The organism is Nostoc sp. C057 (assembly GCF_013393925.1).
GTDB lineage: Bacteria > Cyanobacteriota > Cyanobacteriia > Cyanobacteriales > Nostocaceae > Nostoc > Nostoc muscorum_A.
Window position 1 is genome coordinate 5,790,429 of sequence record NZ_CP040281.1, and the last position, 21,385, is coordinate 5,811,813.

Genomic DNA, 21,385 nt, shown 5'->3' on the forward strand with positions numbered 1-21,385 from the left:
CCTAGAGTTTTTTAAAGGATATATTTATGTAATGTTGGGTTGCGTTTCACTCCACCCAACCTTGTATCTTAGAAAGAGTAGTAGACCGTCCCAACCTTGGTCAAGAAAGACCGCTTTGTAGCATGGGTCACTACAATAATCTCTTTGACAGAACTCGAACAGTCGCCAGGGGCAAAAATTTAAATACTGATGTTTAGATTATACAGTCCGTATCGTGCAAGGATGAGTGTAATCAAGGGGATAAGAATCAACTATAACAAACACAATCCGTGAGAGTGAAATATGGAAAATATTGCTCAATGGGTAGGTATTGATGTGAGTAAAGCCACATTAGATGTTTATATCCGTCCTCTGGGTAAAGCTATGATTGTGGCAAATACAGAATCAGAAATATCAAATCTAGTGGAGCTACTCTTATCCTATAGTTTAAATCTGATTGTACTAGAAGCAACCGGAGGATTAGAAACTGAACTAGTAATCCAATTGCAAGCTGCACTTTTACCAGTAGCATTAATTAATCCCCGTCAAGGACGAGATTTTGCGAAAGCTACGGGTAAGCTGGCCCAAAACTGATGCCATTGATGCACAAATATTGGCACATTTTGGCGAAGCGATGAAACCCCAAGTTTTAGCCATTCAATCCGAAATGGCGCGTCAATTATCGGAATTAATTAGTCGCAGACGACAATTAGTGGAGATGCAGACAGCCGAAAAGAATCGCCGCTCACGCACTCGTGGTCAAGCCTTGGCAGATATTGAGGCTCATATTGAATACCTGGAAGAACACCTCAAACAACTCAATCAAAAAATTGCCGAATTGACGCAAAACAATCTTCAATGGATTGATAAAGTTAATTTACTTAAAAGTACTCCTGGTATTGGTCAAGTAATTTCGACAACTCTGGTTTCGGATTTACCAGAACTGGGTCAACTCACTGCCAAACAAATTTCTCGCTTAGTTGGTGTTGCACCAATTAATCATGATAGTGGTCAACACAAAGGTAAGCGCATGATTAATGGCGGTCGCGCTCATGTTCGTGCCATTCTTTATATGGGTGCTGTTGTTGCTATGCGTCATAATCCGGTTATAAAGGCGCCTTTTATGAGCGCCTCGTCGAACGTGGTAAATCGAAAAAATTAGCTCTCACTGCTTGCGTTCATAAAATGTTAGTCATTCTAAATGCAATGGTTCGAGATAATTTGCCTTGGCGTGTAACTGACAACTTACAACCCATTGCCAACGCTTAATCACAACTCAACGTTTTTATACTTTGGAATAGTCCCCCCGATGATCCCATTGCGGCATTTGGGTCAACTTTTTATGCTCTTTTTTATCTCCACGGGAAATCCAGCAACTGGGGAAGATTCTGCGGCGAAGCGGAGTGGCTGGTGCGGGCTGCTACCATCTTAACCAAGAGCCACAAGTCTTTTTGCCCGTACCAGCCACCGCAGAATCTAGCGCTGCGTTCCCCAGTTGCGTCAATGTTAAGAGTCCCGGTTTTTTGTTAACGTTCGCTTGACTTTTAAGACAGTCGCTACAAAACTACGGTTCTCAAGGTAGACGAGGTTTAGCAACCTACAGAAACACATACAGCAGACTTCAAGTTGGGTGTTATATACAAGCTAAGTCAATAAAGCGTGTTTTATTTCTGTTAGGGGCGCGTAGCCCTTTCTGGCTCCTTAATTCTGCTGTATCAAAATTTTCTCTTTAATAATGAATACTGAAATAAACTCCAGAATACCTGTTGCTTTAACCATTGCTGGTTCAGATAGTGGTGGTGGTGCAGGAATTCAAGCTGATTTACGCACTTTTGCTTTTCACTGTGTCCACGGTACTAGCGCTATAACCTGCGTCACGGCACAAAACACTCTAGGAGTGAAAAGGGTCGATGCTATAGCAACAGAGGCTGTTGTGGCGCAAATTCAGGCAGTAGTTGAGGACATTGGCGTGCAATCTGCCAAAACTGGTATGTTGCTCAATCAGGAAATTATTTTTGCTGTTGCCCAGCAGGTGGAAGCTTTAGAAATCGAGAATCTAGTAGTTGATCCAGTAATGGTGTCACGTACAGGGGCACAATTGATTGACGATGATGCTGTGAAGACTCTATCCCATGCCCTGATTCCCAAGGCAGTTATCATCACGCCGAATCGCTACGAGGCCCAGATTTTGAGCGGGTTGCAAATTAATTCCGTGGAGGATATGCAAGCTGCTGCTGAAATTATTCACAAGACTTTACGGACGAAGGCTGTTTTAGTCAAGGGCGGCGGTATGCAGGGAGATTTGCGTGGCGTTGATATTTGGTTTGATGGGGACAAGTTGGAAGTTTTGACTTGCCAGCAAGTAGAGACAAAAAATACTCACGGTACTGGTTGTACACTATCAGCTGCGATCGCTGCTAATCTGGCTAAGGGAAATGACTTGTGGTCGTCAGTGCAACAGGCTAAGGAGTATGTGACTACTGCACTCACTTACGCCTTAGATATTGGCAAAGGGCAAGGCCCTGTAGGACACTTCTTCCCATTGTTACGAAATTAACCTCGTAGTCAGTTATCAAGAAGACTGAAAACTTGGGCACAGAGCAGAGGAGAAGAGTTTTCCCCTCTGCCCCCCGCACCCCGCCCCTCTGCCTCTTTCCAATGCCCCAATAACAAATCTTTGCCCTTTCGGAATTTTTCTATTATTCTTGGGCATAGTTTCAGGGCTGACTATCTCTGTTAGCATCTCTGTACGATCTACTTACCTTGATTTTTAATACCAAGCCACCGATGCGAACAACCATAGGTTCTGTTCACAGAAATTCGCCAACACCGACTACTCAAGCCTACCCTCCCTCTGTACCACTATCTGTATACAGAGAATTGTCAGCAGAGTTGCAAGCAGCACAGGCGAGGCTAAATGCACTCACTACCCAAAATCAGCAACTAACACAAGAAAATCAACTATTACGCCAAGAAATTATCAAAGTTGTTAATTCTTTTTCTCATTTGCAAAATTTTGTGGATTCCCATGTTACGCCTAGCTATCAGCAAGCCACCCAAGCTTCTAGCGATGTGAAAAGCGCCGCGAAAGTGCCAGTAACTCAAGCGCCTCCACGCCAGCAGGTTGCTCATCCGCATCCACCTGTTGTCTCCAAAGCCCCACCCGAAAAAAGCCGCCGCCAAAACTTTGCAACACCTGTAATGGAAATGAATTTCCCCATACAAGAACCAATTTTTATAGAAGAGCAACAAGTAAGTTATTATTCCACTACTGCGTCAGATCCCAAGGGACTCAATGGCTGGTGGTTAATTATCACCATCTTGCTAATTATGCTTACTGCCTTTAGCGCTGGATATTTCGTTGTACGTCCTTTGTTTGAACATCAGAAACGTTAGTTGACACTCCCACAGTCAGCAGCAGGCTAACGAGCAATTTCTCTGCAATCACTCTCTAAATATCTGAAGATATCTGCTAAACAGCGGAATTTATCTATTTTTAGGTTATAAAAGCTACATAATATGCTAGCTTGACAGCAAATTCTTTATATTAGAACCTCAAAGATTATTTAATTAATAAATCCTTGCTGGTTCTCATGTCTCAAACATCAAGCAAAGAATCTACACTTTAAAAAAGTGGTAATTATTACATATCTTTTAGGAAAAGCACTGGTAGTTACAGCTTCAGACAAAGGATCTGGTTAGATATATAAACGAAGCTAGTAGAAGTCAGGAGTCAAGAAGATGAAAAAAGTAGAAGCTATTATCCGCCCATTTAAGCTAGATGAGGTAAAAATTGCCTTGGTTAACGCAGGTATTGTTGGTATGACTGTTTCTGAGGTTCGAGGGTTCGGACGGCAAAAAGGCCAAACTGAACGGTATCGCGGTTCTGAGTACACCGTTGAGTTTTTGCAAAAACTCAAAGTGGAAATCGTCGTTGACGACAATCAGGTTGATATGGTGGTAGACAAAATTATTGCTGCTGCCCGCACTGGTGAAATCGGCGATGGTAAAATTTTCATCTCGCCTGTTGAGCAAGTGATTCGGATTCGGACTGGCGAAAAGAACACAGAAGCAGTTTAAAAAAGTTATGAGTTAAGAGTTATGGGTTGTGAGTCAGGACTAAATGAATGAAGATTTAACAGAATTCATAAATCCTAACTTTTGTAGAGACGCGATTAACCGCGTCTCTACTCCTAACTCCTAACTCTCTCCAGTTGCGGAAGTAAAGCTGTAAAAGCCTTGCCTCGATGACTTATTGAACCCTTCAACTCTCGTGTCATCTCAGCAAAAGTCAATTGCAACTCTTGGACATAAAAAATTGGATCGTACCCGAAACCACCCTCACCACGAGGTGCGTGAAGAATTTCACCACGACAAATACCTTCAGATTCTAATACGATCGCACCATCAGGACTAGCGATCGCTACTGCACAAACAAATTGTGCTTGTCGATTTACCTCGTTGCCTAATTCTTTCAATAACCTAGCAATCCGTTCTGAGTCGGTTTTGGCATAACGTGCAGAATAAACGCCTGGTGCGCCATTTAGGGCATCTACTTGCAAGCCAGAATCATCAGCAATCGCCCAGTTTCCCGTAGCTTTAGCAATTTGCGATGCTTTCAAACAAGCGTTGGCGGCAAAAGTTTCGCCCGTCTCTTCAATATCCAATTCTTCAGGTTTGAGGGTTAATTCCCAACCAGAATTTTTCAGGTAAGCTTGCATTTCCTTCAACTTACCTGGATTTCCTGTGGCTACTACAAGTAATTTGGTCATTGGTAATTAGTCATTGGTATATTAGTCATTGGTCATTTACCAAGGACAAAGGACAAATGACTAATGACTAATAATGAATTTTACCCCGCCCACTGTTTCGCCCAAGCAAGAGTTTGATGCACTTGCTCAATTGTCGAGGCTTCGCAGTAGAGGCGTAAAACTGGCTCAGTCCCGCTAAATCGAATCATTAACCAGCTTTTATCGGCGAGGCGATATTTGTAGCCGTCAATTGTTTGGCAATCAATTACTGCTTTACCTGCAATTTCTGTTAAGGGTTGAGTTTGTAGCTGTTGCAAAAGACGCGATCGCACTTCCATACTTGCTAAGGGTAAATCAATGCGATCGTAAGCTGATGTAAACCCTGTCTGTTTTTGCAAGTAGCGATTATACTCGCCTAAATCCAAACCAGATTCTACAATCGCCTCTAGAACGTATAAAGCTGACAACAGGGCATCGCGTTCGGGAATATGGCTGCCATAGCCAATTCCTCCCGATTCTTCGCCACCTAGTAACACTTTTGCTACTAACATTCTGTCAGCGATGTATTTATAACCAACTGCCGTCTCAAACACTGACAGGTTATGCAGTGCTGCTACAAGGGGCATCAAGTCGGAACCACTGACAGTTTTGACTATTTCACCACTAAAGCTGCGCCGCAGAGTTAGGTGGTCGATTAATATCGGTATTAATACTTGGGAACTTAGGAAGTTTGCTTCTCCATCCACTGCTGCAATGCGATCGCAGTCTCCATCAAATACCAACCCCACTGTTAAACCTGATTTATCGGTTTCTCGGTGAGTCTTGATGACTTCAAATAGCTTTGAAAGGTATTTAGGTAAGGGTTCCGGCGCACCGCCACCAAAGAGGGGGTCGCGTTCTGAGTTGATTTCTTTGACTTGATTGCCTAGTAGTCTCGCCAATCCACCAGCCGCAGCACCATGCATGACATCAGCAAATAACGTTAATTTACCAGATGCGATCGCTTCTCGAAGTTTGGCGATATCAACTTTACGTTCTAACGCTTGGGTATAACTAGGCCAAGGATCGAATTTCTCTTGCTTACCTGGGGTAGCTGCTAGAGGTACTCCCACCGCCAACTGCTCTTCTATCTCTTTTGTGACTTCTGGCGGTACTGATCCACCAAAATAACCCTTGACTTTTAAACCCAAATATTTACCAGGATTATGGCTGGCTGTAATTACCAATGCCCCTAAAGCATTGAGTTTTTTTGCTGCCCAACTATAAGCTGGGGTTGGGGCATAGCTCTCGCTCAGTAGCACATCAAATCCGACCGCACTGACAGTATCGGCAACAGCACGAGCAAAGTCTTCAGCCATGAATCGGCGATCGTAACCGACAATTATTGTCCGGCTACCTACCTTAGAAAAATATGTATCATATAATACTTTTGCGGCAACTGGCGCGACCAGGGCTAGGCGTTCAAAGGTGAACTCGTCACCAATAATGCCCCGCCAGCCGTCTGTACCAAACTTGATTGAGTTAGCTACAACTGGCATCTAGGTATCCTAACTGTCTACTTGAGGATTCTAGCATTTATACAGTGTGCAGAGTAAAAAAAGAATCTAGTAAAAATATGTACTAATAATATTCAATACAAAAGTTAGCAATTTCGTGAATTGTAGAAGTGCAATTGTTTTGAATCTTGGACAATAAATCAAAGGATAAATCTGATTCTCCCTTCATCCATTAGCTAATGTTTTTGTCAAGACTATTTTTAGATTCACTTACTTTAAATTTCCAATTAATACCATACTTAATACTGTAATAATTTGAGCAACTTAATGTAGTTGATTTGTCGTACATAGTGTACTAACATCTGATCCATTGCAAATAGTATCAAACATTAATTATGTCGGCTCATCGCTATGTAATAATTACGAGTATAAATTGTACAATTGCTGTGACTAGTATCGGATCTGGAGCCGCACAAGTAACCGATTACCTTAATCCTAGTCCCAACCTCCTACAGTTTCCCTCTCGACTAGAAGAAGTCAAGCTTCAAACCAATCAGAGGATTACTCTACAGCAAGCTTTAGAATTAGCACGACGTAACAATCTTGAATTACAAGGGGTGTTATTCCAGGTAGAACGTAGTCGCGCTGCTTTCCGAGAGGTTCAAGCTGGTATGTATCCAACTATTAATCTGAGTACAGATTTGAATCGCGCTCAGTCTGCTTTTGGCCAGCTTTATACAGAACAACTCGGTGAACAAGCTCAATTTTTATCTAATCAGAGGTTGAATCCAGATGAACCTACTACGACTTTTAGTAGTAGCTTAGAACTCACTTATGGTCTTTATAATTTTGGGCCGGGTGCTTCCAGTAGAGGAGCCGCCCAGGAGCAAGTGCGTCTAGATGAATTGGAAGTAGAGCGTCTATCAGAAGAAATCCGTCTGAATGTCACGCTGGATTACTACAATTTGCAACAAGCAGATGAACAAGTACGAATTAATCGGTCTGCTGTGGAGAACTCTGAAGCTAGCTTGCGGGATACTCAAGCAAGAGAACAGGCTGGAGTTGGTACCCAGTTTGATGTGCTGCAAGCTCAGGTAAACTTAGCAAACACCCAACAACAATTGACTAATGCTATTTCGCAACAGCAAATTTCCTGTCGTCAGTTAGCAACTCGGTTAAATTTGGCGCAGTCGGTGAACATCATTGCGGCTGACCCTGTACAATTAGCTGGTTTGTGGCAGTTAACAGTTGAAGAGACTATTTTGCTAGCCTTTCAAAACCGACCAGAACTAAAACAACGGTTGGTAGAGCGGCGCATTGCTCAATTCCGGCAAAAAGTAGCGCTTTCTCGACTGAAACCACAAGTGAGCTTCCTTTCCAGCTACAACCTGCAAAATGTATTTGATGATGGCGCTAGTGTTCTCGATGGTTATTCTTTAGGAGTCCAAGGAAGCTTGAGAGTGTTCGATGGAGGAACAGCAAAAGCTCAGGCGGCTCAACGGAATGTAGAAATTAGGATTGCCGAAACGCAATTTGCAAAGATATCAATATAGTCAGATATCCAATCAGCATTCAAGATAGATTTAAAAAAACTCGATATCCTTATGAGGATTCTCTTCATCTTGCTGGCGAATGTGGTTCGGATTCAATTAGAAAAGACGAACAAGGAATTACATTCTCCCATGTTTTCTTTGCTACTAAAACATTACTTTTGATTCGTAAAACGGAAGAATCAAAATTTTCATTCCTAAAAACCAATTTACTACCTAGCTTTTCTAGTAATTCAAAACCTAAAATTGGAGTTATTAATAGTAGTATAACCTCTTCTAGACTTCAAAGCTACTTCAATTCCCTTCTTTCAGAAATGGAAATAGTAAATATTGCAGGTGGTAGGGCACAGTTGATTAATGCTCTTGTCAGTAAAAGAGTTGATGCAGTCGCTAGTGATGAAATAATTTTGAGAAGAATTTTAAAATAATTAGAGTTAGAAACACAAAATGAATTTTATCTTGACTCAGAATTAGTAATAAGCTACGAAAGTTAGGGATTAATACTTCCAAGTGATGATAGTAAATGGGTACAAATAATCAATAATTTTTTTATTGATAAAAAAGACGATATAGAGTTACTAACTAAACAACACATTATTCCTCCCCCTCTACCACCTCCATTTACTGAAGAATGGATATTTGTTTTATTGATGATAATAGCAACGCTATCTGGCTTAACTTGGGTAGGTTATATGTATTGGGTTAGACGACAAAATCTTTTATCACCAACAAAGCCTAATGTTGACCCAAAAACTCCTATGTTTGCTAATGGTTATGCGTTACTTATAGGCGTTGGTGAATCTGCCTATCAAGGTTTGTCGCTACCGGTGACTGTCAAAGATGTTCAAGCACTTCATCAAGTTTTAGTTGACCCAAATTTCTGTGCTTATCCTAATAACACGCAGCATATTCGACTGTTACATGATAAGGAAGCCACACGCAGTAAAATTTTGGAACAATTGAACTGGCTCAAAGAAGAGGCACAAGCTAACCCAGAAGCTACGGTGGTTGTTTATTATTCAGGGCATGGGTGGTTTAGTAAAAGTCAAAATCGTTACTATTTATTGCCACATGATATTAACCCTTTCGACCTTGAAAGCTCATCTTTGAGTGCAGAAGATTTCACTGATGCCTTGCGCCAGATTAAGTCAAAACGTCTCTTGGTGATCATTGATAGTTGTCATGCAGCAGGAATGGCGACAGCTAGAAAAGCTAAGGCTTACTCTGACTTTGAGGAAATTCCTATTCCAAAAAGTGTCATTGATGATTTAAGTAAAGGTAAGGGTCGGGTAGTTTTTACTTCATCCCAAGGAGAGGAAAGTTCCTGGATTAGACCTGATAATGAAATGAGCATTTACACTTACCATCTCATTGAAGCTTTGCAGGGAAAAGGCAATCAGTCTCGTGAAGATGTTGTAAAGATTTCTCATTTGATGAACTATCTGAGTGATAAAGTACCCAAAAGTGCATCAACTCTGTGCAAAAAAACACAGACTCCTTATTTCAACTTCGAGTCTGAAGACTTTCCTGTTGCTCGCCTAAACGATCGCAGTTCTGATCGGGCGACAGGGGGTCTAAAGTGATTAACTCATAAAGAGTTAGCCAAAATTTGTTTGTAAATTACGAGAACAACTCAACTGAGATTGTACTGATGATTTGCTATTAAGAGCGATCGCCCCACCGAGACAAATCTTTTTCCATATATAAACATTAATAATCCTTAATAGTATTCACTATTAAGGATTGTTAACATGAGCAAAAACTGCTCACAAACGTGATTTTTCCTTAAAAATCATCGAGAAACTGACTAAGGCGACTGATTACGGGGTCAACCTCTTGAGGAGGGGTAGCAACAGTATAAGAAGTATTATTTACTACTTCTAATTGACTTGGAGACGGAATGAACGATCGATCGTTGACTATGAGCGCCAGTTGTGCAACTTGTTGAGAAAGTTGCAGTAGATGATGTTCCATCGCCTCCAAACGATTAGATCCCTTGGCAAAGAAACGTTCCTCAAGTCCAGCCACTTGACGTTGCAGTTCACCGATTTGTTGATCAATCGGTGTTGTTACTGCTGTTTGTGGAGCAGGTTGTACAGGTTCCGGTACACATAAAGATTGCCATAAGGCTTCTTTACAGAGGTCGCTGAAAGTCTTGTCTGGTTGTTTTTCCAAATAACTTTCTACTTGCGCTAACAAGCTTTCATCAGCAAGCTCTGGGTTGAACGTGACGGATTTAACTACCTTTTTTGACCATTGGAACATCAGCTTTATGCCCTAGCAGCGCGATTGGAGGATAATTGTGCCTCTCCATAAATATACTGCCCCAAAGCATTCGCCTGACGGGAAGGTGCTGCTAAATGAGCATTAATCTTTGCTTCCTTGAGTAGACGTTGAACGTCGTCCCAGAAGAACTCACCACCGCCACCAGTGAGAATCACATCGGTGACGCGTTCTGGCAACCAGGCTAGCACACGGCTACAGATTTCGCGCGAAAACATCTCTGTAAGGTTGGGAAGAAAATCGTCTAGGTTGGTGGGCTTGCTAGCGCCTTTAGGACGGTAATAGCGTTCACCTCTGGGTTTGTTCACAGCAGAAATCAGCGCCAGAGATTGACTATCTGCTCCCTCGATTTCGGCAGACACCAATTCATAAAACTTATTCATACCGAAGTCTTCGCTCTTAGAAGCACCTCTAGCAAAACGGAAGTTATCTACCATCAAAAGATCGACAGTTTGATGTCCAATATCAACGATCGCTACCGATATTTTTGTAAAATCGGGACTGCTAGGACTTTTCTTCGGTTGAGCTTCAGACCACAACAGGCTACCGTAGCCTTCTGGCATTACCCAGACCTTACTCACATTCAACGATATAGATTCGCCTCGGAAGTTCAAGACATGAGGACCACCTACTTGGCTAATCAACTGTGCTTTTTCCTTTTCAAATTGCTCTAAAGAAAGAAAAGGCAGACCAAGTACAACTGAGATATCGTCTCTGAGTTTGAAGTAGCCAGCACTTGCTAACACTTTTACCAATGCAGCCTCTACCTTAGATTGGCCGACTCCTAGATTGGCCCCAAAATCTGCTGCTAGTTGACCAACAGCATATCCATTTCCTTGATACTCCAGCCACAAATCCATTAAGGGGTCAGTAGCTCTGGCTTCAAAAACACCACCGCGTACTTGTTCTATTGACATCTGCTTGACGTTGGCAGGTACGAATATCACGCTGCCAGGTTCACGACTCACACAAGTTTTTGTGGAAGTTCTACCTAAATCAACACTGAGAATGGTTTTCCCGGAACCACCGCCTGACTTGGTAGTAGTGGGAGGATTATTATTAACAGCATTTATGGGAGTCGTCGATGCTAACGGCTGCCTATTCATGGGTATAGCAGCACTATTCATAGGGTTAGCGGCGGAAGGTTGGTCTGTCATGAAAGCTCCTAGTTCAAACTTAACTGTAAAAAGTTGTCATGCTCATCTTACAAAAATGCGAGCAACCAGAAATTCTAGGTTGCGTCAAGTGTAGCTAGAAATACGCCAAAAATTAATTTTGACCATATCTCTGATAAGCTCTTGCCTTCGTACATCTAGTATTATTTGGCATAGTGTAGGCGAATTTTGGCCAGATGTAACCCCTGCTTTCACTGCTTTCAAACCAAAAGCGTCCGTATTTCATCTTCTAGTACGTCTTAACTGGCGCTTGAATATCCAGAAAACAAATGCTAGAACCAAACCGCCAAGTACGATTTTGGATACAGGAGCAAGGTACTTATCCACAAGTTCATACTGACTACCCAATATGTATCCAGAGTATGTTAGCAAACCCACCCAAGCCGCGCTACCTACTGTTGTGTAAAACAAAAATGGTAGCAAGGGCATATTGCTGATCCCTGCGGGAACAGAAATCAAGGTGCGGATTCCTGGTACAAGACGACCAATTAATACTGCTTTTTTACCTTGTCGGTCAAACCACCCTTTGGCCTTGGTAATATCTTTACTGGATATAGCCAGCCATTTACCATACTTGTCAGCCCAAGCTTTCAAACGGGTTTCGCCCAAAAACTTACCTGGATAGTACCAAATAAGTGCCCCCAATACAGAACCCAAAAGTCCTGCGAAAAACACACCAATGATATTTAGCTTTGCACCTCCTGGTTGATATGGACTTGCTGTAAATCCAGCCAGTGGCATAATCAATTCTGAAGGAATTGGGGGAAAAAGGTTCTCTAGGAACATTAGTAGGGCGATTCCCCAATAGCCAAAATAGTTGATAGTGTTAGTTATCCATTCAAGCATTGAGTCAATTCCTGAAATTGCTGCACTAGTGTTGTTACTAAGATTGAGCCTTAGTTTTTTAAAAGGTAATTATCCCCGCTTGCTAGAGCCAAGGTAACTGGGTTGCACTAAAAGAAAGTTGCATCGCAACTTAAAAATAAAGAAAGACAAGTGGAAGCTAGGGGTCTGTTTCATTAATTTCGAGGGTTAGAAAAGTTCGTAAGTAGCTCTAATCCTTGAAATTGAGCGATTTATCGCTCACTACGAACCTCACAAAATTAATGAAACGAACCACTAGGTTTTGTTTTCTAATTTTTTAGATCCCCCTTAGTCATTTTTGTAAAAAGACTAGGGAGGATCTAAAGACTTGATGGCAAATTTAAAAACATACTCTAGGGTTTTCTTCTGAGTTGGTGGCTGTGGGAGAGTAGGGAGAAAATTTTACCTTGTCCCCCTCCTCCCCCTCATCCCCTCTTCTTTTAGGCTGTCGGGGTCAGTGATTGTACCCTTGGTTCCGATTGCCAGTCTAATGGATTCCAAACTCGATCTTCCAGCGCCATCTGCTCAATCAAACTTGCCAGTCTCAGCGCTTTGAGAGCTTGTTCACCACCTACTGAGGGTTGATTGCCACCATGTACACAGTTGACAAAATGTTCTAACTCTGCACTTAGAGGTTGAATATTGCTGGTGTAGACTTTTTCAATCACACCATCTTGCCTGTAAAGTACTTGTCGGTGGTCGGTGAGAGAATTGGCAGGCGTTTGTCGGTGAATCAAAATTTCATTCTTGAGAAAATCTGCCTCAGTAAATGAATTTTTGCAATGGGCGACAATCCGGCGAATTTTTCGGTGAGTGACTTTACTGGCAGTCAGAGTAGCAACAATACCATTGGCAAACCCCAAAGTGGCAGTTACGTAATCTAAATAACCAGAGTCCAAGGAGCGAGTACCGCTAGCAGTCAATTTTGTGACTGGGGAAGCAGCTAATTCCAAAAGTAGGTCGATGTCATGGATCATTAAATCCAGCACAACCGAAACATCGTTTGCCCGATCTGAGTAAGGACTCATTCTGTGGGCTTCTAGCGCCAGCAATTCCTCGGTTTTCAGAACTTGGCTCAGTTCTTTAAAAGCTGGGTTGAAACGCTCAATATGACCTACTTGCAGGATACACTGAGACTCTGCCGCCGCATTTACTAAAGACTCTGCCTCAGAAATACTGGCTGCGATGGGTTTTTCAATCAAAACATGAATTCCCGCTAGCAGACAGCTAATGCCCACGGCATAGTGGAGACGGGTGGGAACAGCTACACAAACTGCTTCCACAAGGGGTAGCAGGTCACAGTAATCTTCAAAAAAACGCACCTTGTACTTGCTGGCAGTTTCTAATCCTCGTTCGACGTTAATATCTGCCACTCCGACCAGTTCAACATCTTTCATTGAACTCAGCACGCGAGCGTGGTGTTGTCCCATGTTACCCACTCCAATCACGCCTATGCGGATCGGTCGTGGCTGGTTGCGCTGTGTATATAGATTCGGTTCTGCCACTGACATGCTATCTTGCACTATTATTCTCTCCTCAACCACCAAATTTAGAGACGCTACGGCCGTTGGCGTTTATACTCGAAAGCCAGTTACGATCCGTCTAAAACCATCCAGATGGTAACATAGAGCCTATGTTTATGAAGAATTTCAAAGTTTGCGATCGGTTCCCGTAATCCAAACATCTTTTGTATAGATAGTTCGGGTTTGTTTTTGATTTTGCACTTTCTACAAAAAATATATGTCTTTTTATTAACTTTAAAACATTCAGTTAAGACTTAAGTGTAAATTCTCCAAAGTTTTCAGGGTCAGCTTCCTCGGTTCAGACTTCTCTCTGGGATACCGTTAAGTAATTAGTTACTGAGAGCAATATCCAATTGACAACACTAAAATTACAAAATAGTCAAAAATAATACTTAAGCTTTTTTCAAAAAAATATTCTCAGCAATTATTGTCACTGATTAACGGAAAAGATTTTTGTATGATTATTTGCAGTAGCTACGGTAGAAACATATTCTTGCAAAGAAACAAGCTACTAGCAGCGTCTCGTAGAGAAGATATCACAGCGCTTTTTGAGAGAGACTGGTGTGGCTTTGTCATCACTAAAAGAGGTTTAGGAATCTTTTTGGCATTGCTTCCTGGCATCTTGTTAAGGTGTAATTTGGCGATTTAAAATTCAAAATTTGCAATCGAGATGAAAGCTGTAATTCTGTTATCTGGGGGATTGGACTCTTCCACAATTCTGTATCAAGCTAAGGCTGATGGCTGTGAATGTCATGCTATTTCCTTTGATTATCAGCAGCGACACCGACGAGAGTTACAGTCAGCCCTTAGTGTCGCTAAAAAGGCTGCGATCGCAAAACATCAGGTAGTGAATTTTGATTTACGGCAATGGGGCGGTTCCGCACTTACCGATGACGCGATTGATCTACCCCAGGAGCGATCGCTGGATGAAATGTCTCAAAATATTCCTGTAACTTATGTTCCGGCTCGTAATACGATTTTTTTAAGCTTTGCTCTTGGCTACGCCGAAACGATCGCGGCTGAACGTGTGTATATCGGTGTCAACGCCTTAGATTACTCAGGATATCCTGACTGTCGCCCCGACTATATCCAGGCAATGCAGGAAGTTTTTCGTCTGGGAACCAAACAAGGGCGTGAGGGACAGCAAATTAATATTGTTGCACCCCTAATCAACTTGAAAAAAACCGAAATCATCCAACTAGGGAACCAATTGGGAGTTCCTTGGGAACTAACTTGGTCTTGCTATGCCGGTGATGATGTCGCCTGCGGTGTATGTGATTCTTGCCGCTTGCGGTTGGCAGCTTTTGCCGAATTGGGACTCGTTGATCCACTGGTGTATGCTTAGTGGGCATTGGGAAGAGGACAAGGGGACAAGGAGAATTGGGGACAAGGGGAAAGCACTTGTTTCAAATTCTCACCTCTTGTCTCCTTGTCCCCTGCTCCCCTGCTCCTTGTCCCCTTGTCCCCTGCTCCCTTCCCCCTTCCCGCTACTCCCCTGCTCCCCTCGCTTCCTCCAAGCGTCGCAGTTGAATTTGATGCAGGCGTGGGCCAACAATTGATACCACAGTGAATTCGAGATTTTCATAACAGAAGGTTTCGCCAATGGCCGGAATTTTCTGTAACTGATACAACAAAAAGCCTCCTAGTGTTTGATATTCTCTTGTCAGGGGCAAATTGAGATGCAAAACCTCGTTGAGGTCTTCGAGGTTGATTTGTGCCTGCACCAAAAATTTTTGCTCATCTAACATCTGAATCAGTAAGTCGTCACTGCTTTCAGGTTCGCTTGCGTCGCCGATGATTTCGGCAATGACATCTTTGATTGTCACGAGTCCTACAGTACCGCCAAATTCATTTACTACCATGACCATAGCGGGTTTCTCTTGCTGCATCATGGGCAAAAGTTCACTCAAGGGCGTATGTTCGGGAACAAACCGAGCAGGACGCATCCAAGGTTGGATCTGTGTCTCTAAACTGAGCTTTCCCACAGCTAAAGGTTGTGCCAAATCTTTAAAATAAACAATGCCGCGAACATCGTCTAAAGATTCACCAATCACGGGGTAGCGTGAGTAACCAGTAGTAGCCATTTCTCCAAGTAATGTCTGGAAAGTAGCATCTTTTGGCAGCGTGATAATACTGGTGCGCGGAATCATCACATCTTGCGCCATGACATCCCCAAACTCAAAGACATTATTGAGCAGTTCTCGTTCCGCACGCTGTAAACCAGTAGATCCCCATTCTGTAGAGATAATCAGTTGCAATTCTTCAGGAGTTACAGGCGGTCTCCAGCCTTGACCTGTGTATTGGATGCCAAAAATCCGCAATAAAAAACGAGTTGATTGGTTGAGAATCCAGATGAAGGGGCCAAAAAAACGCACGATCGCTTTTACCGAAGGCCCCAAAAACCTCGCTAGCTGTTCTGAGTACAGCATGGCTAAGGATTTGGGGCATAGTTCTCCGACCACAATTTGCAAATAGGCAATAAAGAAAAAAGCGATGGGAATTGATAAGGAATGGGCGAGGAAGTTAGTCATCCCACTAGGTAAAGGCCAGGATCTTAACCAGGCATTCACCAGCACAACAATCGTGCTTTCGCCAATCCATCCCAGCGCCAAACTAGAAAGGGTAATGCCTAACTGAGTGGTAGATAGTAGTCGGTCAATACTACGTTGTAGCATTTCCACTGCGATCGCTGGAATATCCCCAGCCTTAACTAGCTGGTGAATACGCGATCGCCGCACGCTCACCATCGAAAATTCCGCCGTCACAAAAAAAGCATTTATGGCAATCAGTAGTAGCACTGACAACAACCGCAGCGCCACATCCGTCCAAATCAAATTAGGAAAACCACTCACTGCCAAAGCTCGTGTAAAACTCACGCCCTCCATTTAGGGGGATTGGGGAGTTAGGAAGGGAATAGGGTAAAGGTTACAGGGTACAGATTATTCCCTATCACCTGTCACCTGTCACCTCTTCCCTCATCCCAATTCCCAATGCCAATCTACCTTCCCACAGGAATATTCGATGCCTCTAGCTTCAATTGTTGAGCAGGATAATCAGTAAGAGCAAGTGATATTTTCTTGACATCATCAAGTAAAGCTGTGGGAATGCTCACTGTACCTGAAAATGCTGGGCCATTGACAGGCAATTCTGTTGGCAAACCCTCTGTACTAGCGCTTAGGGTTCGTCCTTTATCATCGGTAACATCTAAAAAACTATACAGAAAGCGCACAGAATCCTTACCTTTGTTCTGCATTTTCACTTTCAGTAGCAAGTCACCACCAGAGTAGCGAGCAGATTGCACAGTCATAGTTACACCCTGACTTTGGGCAGTAACTGGAAAGCCTGGCAGGGGTTTTTCTTCAACCACTTCTGGGGGTTTTTCCTCTGGCTTCTGCTTGCTGCTATTGGTTTCTTCGTCATCTTCCTCTAGCTTTTCCGATTTAGCAGCCTTGGTCTTACCATCAATTCGCGCCTTGACAACTTTCAGAATCTCTTCCTCTTTTAATAGCACTAGCCCTCCCTGTTGAGAAGCATTTGCCTTATTGCTGGCAAATTTGGTTGTGGGACGACCATCGGGTGCGGTAACGCCTTTAAGTGCTGAACTCCCCAGTTCAAACCCCAAAAACGCACTCACAGAACCTGCTCCCATCATCAGGATTAACAAAATCAAAGTAAGAAGTACAGTAGAATTTATTTTCATTGCTGATAAGCTATCACATAAAAATGCTGGGCTATTTAAGAATATTGAAGCTTTTGACCTCAATCCTAAAGGAACTTAATCAATATTAGTCTGTACTATTTCATGATTAAATTATGTAGTATAAAAATTTGGTAAACTAGTGTCCAGTATTCACACGTGGTAAATAATTTATGCTATAATCACGGAATTGGCTAAAGTCAGTGAATGAAGTATTTTCCTCACTCTAAAATTAGCAAATAAGGCTGACTTAAAGAGTCAAAATAATTGGCTCGGAAAAATCCGAACAAAACAAGCGCCTTTGGCCGATTGGGGAGGCAACGAACTCATAATTCGTCTTCAGGCTGGTTCGATTCCAGCAGGGCGCACTGAATCATCAAAAAGCAGTAATAGAGGGTATGGGGCATTGGGTACTAGCAGTTGTACTGAGCATTGCTGAAGTGTTGGTGAGTAATTATTGTCCTTTGCTCCCCACTCCCCACCCACTCGCTAATCTTACCGAGGTGGTAAAGTTTCGAACCTGAATTCAGTTCCCACTTTGAGTTTGTCGCTATTCAAACGAGGGGACATAATCAGCGATGTGTCATAAGGATTTGGTAAATCAGGGGTACGAAGATAAGGATCGTTACCAACTTGCTGAGTTAAGACATCATGATATAAAGTGTTAACCAACTCAGCATCACGGGCAATTTCATTTTCTGGGAAGGAACCACCGAAACTAGAACCAGATCCTAGAAGTGAGTCTACCTGACGCTTGAGGCTGCCATTTTCGTAGAAATTGCGATCGTGACTAAAAAAAGCTCGTTCAAATACATCACTCGTAGTTTCAGTTCTGGGGGTTGCGGTTTGGGCAAATGCAACTGAGGGAAAAGCAATACCAGCAGCAAGCAGCACCAATAAACCACCAAAGGTTTTAAATTTTATACGCACGTTTCTGACTCCTCAATTTTCGTTTTGGGCGAATCTTAATTTATGCTTAAGTTCAGAACTCTGATGAGTTCAACCTTTGGTGTAGCACAACTTTTAATGTTTTGTAATGACGTATCCTACTGAAACTCTTACCCACTCAGATATTTGGGCAACCACTCCTGATTTGACAACCTTGCGCCACAAGCTACTAGATTTATTTTCTCAACGGGCTTATCAAGAGGGTGATTTTGTTCTCGCTTCTGGGCTACGTAGTTCTTATTATGTCAATAAGATGCAGGTAACACTCCACCCCCAAGGAGCTTTAGCTGTTGGACGATTGTTGTTTCCTTTACTACCTGTAGATACTCAGGCTGTAGCAGGTTTAACGATGGGGGCTGATCCAATGGTGACAGCAGTGAGTATAGTTTCTGTTTATGAAAACCGGCCCATACCAGCGCTGATTATTCGCAAGGAAGCCAAGGGTTATGGGACGAAAGCTTATATAGAAGGCCCCACTTTACCAGAGGGTGCAAAAGTAGTAGTTTTGGAAGATGTGGTGACAACTGGGCAATCTGCTCTGAAAGCAGTTGAGCGTCTTAAAGATGCAGGTTATACCGTTAATCAAATAATTTCCCTGGTAGACCGACAACAAGGTGGAGGTGAGTTGTATCAGTCAGCTGGGTTAAAGTTTGAAACTTTGTTTTCGATTCAAGAAGTTCAGGAACGCTACCGACAACTGACGAATTCATGAATATCTCAATATATACGATTTAGTTAGAGACTAAAACATATATAGGACTTACGCAAAATATCTCTCAAACTCTTATTTCTCCGTGTCCTCTGCGCCTCTGTGGTTAGTTATTCCGTAACTCTTGCGTAAGTCCTAATATATTCATGTAATCTAGATCCAAAAACCCCCGCATTTGGGGGATTTTGCGTTAAAGCCAGCAGCGGGATTTGAACTCGCGACCTTCCGATTACAAGTCGGATGCACTACCACTGTGCTATGCTGGCGATTTTACTGATTACTCTAAGTAGCAACCACAATTTCTTATTGTACCATAATCAATTTATTTGTCTAGCTGTAATTGCTAAAAAATATCTCCCTCTTCAGAAATAAGGCTAGAAGACTAGAGATTTGCACCTGGACAGTTTAGTTGGCGTTGCAATTGTGATGAAACAGAAACAAATCTGCGATCGCAATCACGGATAAAGTTGATAAATTAATATCCATACCAAAAGCTAACTCAAATCCTGGGCTGAACGCAAAAATATCTCGTCAGTTCCAAAACTGTATTTTCTTAGCACGCCTGAATAAAGGGACAGAAATATATAATTATTTTTTACAGATTATAAGCATGGCAGCATTGCTCGGACGAGATTTATTAAGTCTAGCGGACATCAGTTCTACGGAAGTTCAAGAACTCCTGCAATTGGCAACTCAACTTAAATCACAACAACTGAAGTTGCAATGTAATAAAGTTTTGGGGTTGTTGTTCTCCAAAGCTTCTACTCGCACGCGGGTAAGTTTTACTGTGGCGATGTACCAACTGGGTGGACAGGTAATCGATCTCAACCCGAATGTCACTCAAGTTAGTCGCGGGGAACCTTTGCAGGATACGGCGCGGGTGTTAGATCGATATCTGGATATTTTGGCAATTCGCACTTTTGCACAGCAGGATTTAGAAACTTTTGCTCAATATGCCAAGATTCCGGTGATTAATGCGCTTACCGATGCAGAACATCCTTGTCAGGTATTGGCGGATTTATTAACAGTTCAAGAAAGCTTTAACACCCTTGCTGGGTTAACTTTAACCTACGTGGGTGATGGGAATAATATGGCTAATTCTCTGATGTTGGGCTGCGCTTTGGTGGGGATGAATGTCAGAATTGCCACCCCTAGCGGATATGAGCCAGATTCTAAGATTGTAGAACAAGCAAGAGCGATCGCTAATAACAAAACAGAAGTCCTTGTCACTCATGATCCAGAATTAGCAGCTAAGGGTTCTACTGTACTTTACACTGATGTTTGGGCAAGTATGGGGCAAGAATCTGAAGCCGATAATCGGATGCCAATTTTCCAGCCTTACCAAATTTCGGAACAGCTATTGAGTCTTGCTGATCCAGAGGCAATTGTTTTACACTGCTTACCAGCCCATCGTGGTGAAGAAATTACTGAGGCAGTTATTGAAGGTTCTCAATCAAAAGTTTGGGAACAGGCAGAAAATCGCTTACACGCTCAAAAAGCTTTGCTTGCGAGTATCTTAGGGGCAGAGTAAGGGAATAGGGCACAGGGGATAGGGTATAGTTTTCTTCCTTGTAACCTCTAACCTGTAACCTGTACCCTGTTATATTCTTATTTGTCAAAAGGCAAAAGAGAAGAAAATAATTTTACTTTTGCCTTTGATAATTTTTACTTTTCTCTTGTTATGGGGAGTTTTTTGTAGTACTAATGTTCTAGAGACATTAATAATTACTTCCCGCAAATTTATGGAACGTCTAACGGAAGCTCAACAAGAACTTTACGAATGGTTGGCAGAATACATCAGAACGCACCAGCATTCGCCTTCAATTAGGCAAATGATGCAAGCGATGAACTTGAAGTCACCAGCACCAATTCAAAGTCGTTTAGAACATTTACGCACTAAAGGATATATAGAATGGACTGAAGGACAAGCGCGAACAATTCGGATTTTGCGTCCTGTTAAGCAAGGTGTACCAATTTTAGGCACGATCGCTGCTGGTGGTTTAATAGAACCGTTTACTGATGCTGTAGATCATTTAGACTTTTCTAATTTCGATTTACCTCCCCAAACCTACGCTTTGCGCGTAGCTGGCGATAGTATGATTGAAGATTTAATTACTGATGGTGATGTGGTATTTCTACGTCCTGTAGCAGAACCAAATCATTTAAAAAATGGCACCATCGTCGCCGCCAGAGTTGATGGATTCGGTACAACATTAAAACGTTTTTATCGCCAAGGCGATCGCGTTACCCTTAAACCGGCAAATCCTAAGTACAATCCCATTGAAGTAAGTGCTATGCAAGTACAGGTGCAAGGTTCTCTCATTGGTGTTTGGCGTGGTTACAACTGAATTGGGGAATGGGGAATAGGGAATGGGAAAGATAAGTACCAATGACCAATGACCAATGACTA

At 42.5% G+C, this 21,385-nt stretch carries 19 protein-coding genes, 2 tRNA genes and 1 pseudogene; 12 read left to right on the top strand and 10 right to left on the bottom strand.

Annotation, left to right across the window (positions count from 1 at the left end; genetic code table 11):
• The first annotated feature begins 282 nt into the window (after positions 1–282).
• From FD724_RS40385 to FD724_RS24900, 4 genes and pseudogenes are all read left to right on the top strand, one after another.
• A pseudogene (locus FD724_RS40385) lies at positions 283–1,248 on the top strand (IS110 family transposase).
• A 466-nt stretch (positions 1,249–1,714) separates the two neighbouring features.
• A complete protein-coding gene (thiD, locus tag FD724_RS24890; protein ID WP_179074442.1) occupies positions 1,715–2,536 on the top strand; it encodes a bifunctional hydroxymethylpyrimidine kinase/phosphomethylpyrimidine kinase in 822 nt (273 codons plus the stop codon).
• A gap of 230 nt (positions 2,537–2,766) precedes the next feature.
• Complete coding sequence (locus FD724_RS24895) at positions 2,767–3,375, top strand: cell division protein ZapB (RefSeq protein ID WP_179074443.1); 609 nt, start codon at positions 2,767–2,769, stop codon at positions 3,373–3,375.
• A gap of 345 nt (positions 3,376–3,720) precedes the next feature.
• On the top strand, positions 3,721–4,059 hold the full coding sequence (locus FD724_RS24900) for a P-II family nitrogen regulator (RefSeq protein WP_012410794.1): 339 nt from the start codon (positions 3,721–3,723) through the stop codon (positions 4,057–4,059).
• A 113-nt stretch (positions 4,060–4,172) separates the two neighbouring features.
• Here the strand turns inward: FD724_RS24900 and rdgB are convergent, their stop codons facing one another.
• Positions 4,173–4,751, bottom strand: coding sequence for an RdgB/HAM1 family non-canonical purine NTP pyrophosphatase (rdgB, locus tag FD724_RS24905; RefSeq protein ID WP_179074444.1), 579 nt, complete (start codon positions 4,749–4,751; stop codon positions 4,173–4,175).
• A gap of 80 nt (positions 4,752–4,831) precedes the next feature.
• On the bottom strand, positions 4,832–6,268 hold the full coding sequence (locus FD724_RS24910) for a phosphoglucomutase/phosphomannomutase family protein (RefSeq protein WP_179074445.1): 1,437 nt from the start codon (positions 6,266–6,268) through the stop codon (positions 4,832–4,834).
• Between the two features lie 404 nt (positions 6,269–6,672).
• Here FD724_RS24910 and FD724_RS24915 point away from each other — a divergent pair, with 404 nt between their 5' ends.
• From FD724_RS24915 to FD724_RS24925, 3 genes are all read left to right on the top strand, one after another.
• The gene (locus FD724_RS24915; protein ID WP_256874349.1) at positions 6,673–7,779 is read left to right on the top strand and encodes a TolC family protein; all 1,107 of its coding nucleotides are present in this window, start codon (positions 6,673–6,675) and stop codon (positions 7,777–7,779) included.
• A gap of 158 nt (positions 7,780–7,937) precedes the next feature.
• Positions 7,938–8,204, top strand: coding sequence for a transporter substrate-binding domain-containing protein (locus FD724_RS41065; protein ID WP_256874350.1), 267 nt, complete (start codon positions 7,938–7,940; stop codon positions 8,202–8,204).
• Between the two features lie 222 nt (positions 8,205–8,426).
• Positions 8,427–9,359, top strand: a complete 933-nt coding sequence (locus FD724_RS24925; RefSeq protein ID WP_256874351.1) for a caspase family protein — start codon at positions 8,427–8,429, stop codon at positions 9,357–9,359.
• A 202-nt stretch (positions 9,360–9,561) separates the two neighbouring features.
• Here FD724_RS24925 and FD724_RS24930 read toward each other — a convergent pair whose 3' ends face one another.
• The 4 genes from FD724_RS24930 to FD724_RS24945 all read right to left on the bottom strand — a co-directional run bounded on the left by FD724_RS24930 (position 9,562) and on the right by FD724_RS24945 (position 13,621).
• Positions 9,562–10,041: a plasmid segregation centromere-binding protein ParR gene (locus tag FD724_RS24930; RefSeq protein WP_179065455.1), complete on the bottom strand. Its 480-nt coding sequence runs from the start codon at positions 10,039–10,041 to the stop codon at positions 9,562–9,564.
• A 5-nt stretch (positions 10,042–10,046) separates the two neighbouring features.
• Complete coding sequence (locus FD724_RS24935) at positions 10,047–11,216, bottom strand: ParM/StbA family protein (protein ID WP_179074447.1); 1,170 nt, start codon at positions 11,214–11,216, stop codon at positions 10,047–10,049.
• A 240-nt stretch (positions 11,217–11,456) separates the two neighbouring features.
• Positions 11,457–12,080: a DedA family protein gene (locus tag FD724_RS24940; protein ID WP_179074448.1), complete on the bottom strand. Its 624-nt coding sequence runs from the start codon at positions 12,078–12,080 to the stop codon at positions 11,457–11,459.
• Between the two features lie 458 nt (positions 12,081–12,538).
• Positions 12,539–13,621: a Gfo/Idh/MocA family protein gene (locus tag FD724_RS24945; RefSeq protein WP_114084961.1), complete on the bottom strand. Its 1,083-nt coding sequence runs from the start codon at positions 13,619–13,621 to the stop codon at positions 12,539–12,541.
• A gap of 670 nt (positions 13,622–14,291) precedes the next feature.
• On the opposite strand from FD724_RS24945, the gene queC reads away from it, so the two are divergent.
• Positions 14,292–14,966, top strand: a complete 675-nt coding sequence (gene queC, locus FD724_RS24950; RefSeq protein ID WP_179074449.1) for a 7-cyano-7-deazaguanine synthase QueC — start codon at positions 14,292–14,294, stop codon at positions 14,964–14,966.
• 142 nt (positions 14,967–15,108) lie between these two features.
• Here the strand turns inward: queC and FD724_RS24955 are convergent, their stop codons facing one another.
• Both FD724_RS24955 and FD724_RS24960 read right to left on the bottom strand, forming a co-directional pair.
• A complete protein-coding gene (locus tag FD724_RS24955; RefSeq protein WP_179074450.1) occupies positions 15,109–16,506 on the bottom strand; it encodes a hemolysin family protein in 1,398 nt (465 codons plus the stop codon).
• 113 nt (positions 16,507–16,619) lie between these two features.
• The gene (locus tag FD724_RS24960) at positions 16,620–17,321 is read right to left on the bottom strand and encodes a hypothetical protein (RefSeq protein ID WP_179074451.1); all 702 of its coding nucleotides are present in this window, start codon (positions 17,319–17,321) and stop codon (positions 16,620–16,622) included.
• Positions 17,322–17,613: 292 nt separating this feature from the next.
• Between FD724_RS24960 and FD724_RS24965 the strand changes: the two genes are divergently transcribed.
• Positions 17,614–17,686, top strand: a tRNA-Ile gene (locus FD724_RS24965).
• A 127-nt stretch (positions 17,687–17,813) separates the two neighbouring features.
• Here FD724_RS24965 and FD724_RS24970 read toward each other — a convergent pair.
• The gene (locus tag FD724_RS24970; protein ID WP_114084964.1) at positions 17,814–18,248 is read right to left on the bottom strand and encodes a hypothetical protein; all 435 of its coding nucleotides are present in this window, start codon (positions 18,246–18,248) and stop codon (positions 17,814–17,816) included.
• Between the two features lie 106 nt (positions 18,249–18,354).
• On the opposite strand from FD724_RS24970, the gene pyrE reads away from it, so the two are divergent.
• On the top strand, positions 18,355–18,978 hold the full coding sequence (gene pyrE, locus FD724_RS24975; protein WP_179074452.1) for an orotate phosphoribosyltransferase: 624 nt from the start codon (positions 18,355–18,357) through the stop codon (positions 18,976–18,978).
• Positions 18,979–19,169: 191 nt separating this feature from the next.
• Here pyrE and FD724_RS24980 read toward each other — a convergent pair.
• Positions 19,170–19,241 (bottom strand) — tRNA-Thr (locus tag FD724_RS24980).
• A gap of 344 nt (positions 19,242–19,585) precedes the next feature.
• On the opposite strand from FD724_RS24980, the gene argF reads away from it, so the two are divergent.
• Positions 19,586–20,506 carry an ornithine carbamoyltransferase gene (gene argF, locus FD724_RS24985; protein WP_179074453.1) on the top strand — a complete coding sequence of 307 codons (921 nt, stop codon included), beginning with the start codon at positions 19,586–19,588 and terminating at the stop codon, positions 20,504–20,506.
• Between the two features lie 211 nt (positions 20,507–20,717).
• The gene (lexA, locus tag FD724_RS24990; RefSeq protein ID WP_012410809.1) at positions 20,718–21,323 is read left to right on the top strand and encodes a transcriptional repressor LexA; all 606 of its coding nucleotides are present in this window, start codon (positions 20,718–20,720) and stop codon (positions 21,321–21,323) included.
• Positions 21,324–21,385: the final 62 nt, after the last annotated feature.

Coding starts and splice junctions, on each gene's coding strand:
- queC (WP_179074449.1), top strand. CDS start 14,292: ATGAAAGCTGTAATTCTGTTATCTGGGGGATTGGACTCTTCCACAATT.
- FD724_RS24960 (WP_179074451.1), bottom strand. CDS start 17,321: ATGAAAATAAATTCTACTGTACTTCTTACTTTGATTTTGTTAATCCTG.
- argF (WP_179074453.1), top strand. CDS start 19,586: ATGGCAGCATTGCTCGGACGAGATTTATTAAGTCTAGCGGACATCAGT.
- pyrE (WP_179074452.1), top strand. CDS start 18,355: ATGACGTATCCTACTGAAACTCTTACCCACTCAGATATTTGGGCAACC.
- thiD (WP_179074442.1), top strand. CDS start 1,715: ATGAATACTGAAATAAACTCCAGAATACCTGTTGCTTTAACCATTGCT.
- FD724_RS24935 (WP_179074447.1), bottom strand. CDS start 11,216: ATGACAGACCAACCTTCCGCCGCTAACCCTATGAATAGTGCTGCTATA.
- FD724_RS24925 (WP_256874351.1), top strand. CDS start 8,427: ATGATAATAGCAACGCTATCTGGCTTAACTTGGGTAGGTTATATGTAT.
- lexA (WP_012410809.1), top strand. CDS start 20,718: ATGGAACGTCTAACGGAAGCTCAACAAGAACTTTACGAATGGTTGGCA.
- FD724_RS24910 (WP_179074445.1), bottom strand. CDS start 6,268: ATGCCAGTTGTAGCTAACTCAATCAAGTTTGGTACAGACGGCTGGCGG.
- FD724_RS24955 (WP_179074450.1), bottom strand. CDS start 16,506: ATGGAGGGCGTGAGTTTTACACGAGCTTTGGCAGTGAGTGGTTTTCCT.
- FD724_RS24895 (WP_179074443.1), top strand. CDS start 2,767: ATGCGAACAACCATAGGTTCTGTTCACAGAAATTCGCCAACACCGACT.
- FD724_RS24900 (WP_012410794.1), top strand. CDS start 3,721: ATGAAAAAAGTAGAAGCTATTATCCGCCCATTTAAGCTAGATGAGGTA.
- rdgB (WP_179074444.1), bottom strand. CDS start 4,751: ATGACCAAATTACTTGTAGTAGCCACAGGAAATCCAGGTAAGTTGAAG.
- FD724_RS24940 (WP_179074448.1), bottom strand. CDS start 12,080: ATGCTTGAATGGATAACTAACACTATCAACTATTTTGGCTATTGGGGA.
- FD724_RS24930 (WP_179065455.1), bottom strand. CDS start 10,041: ATGTTCCAATGGTCAAAAAAGGTAGTTAAATCCGTCACGTTCAACCCA.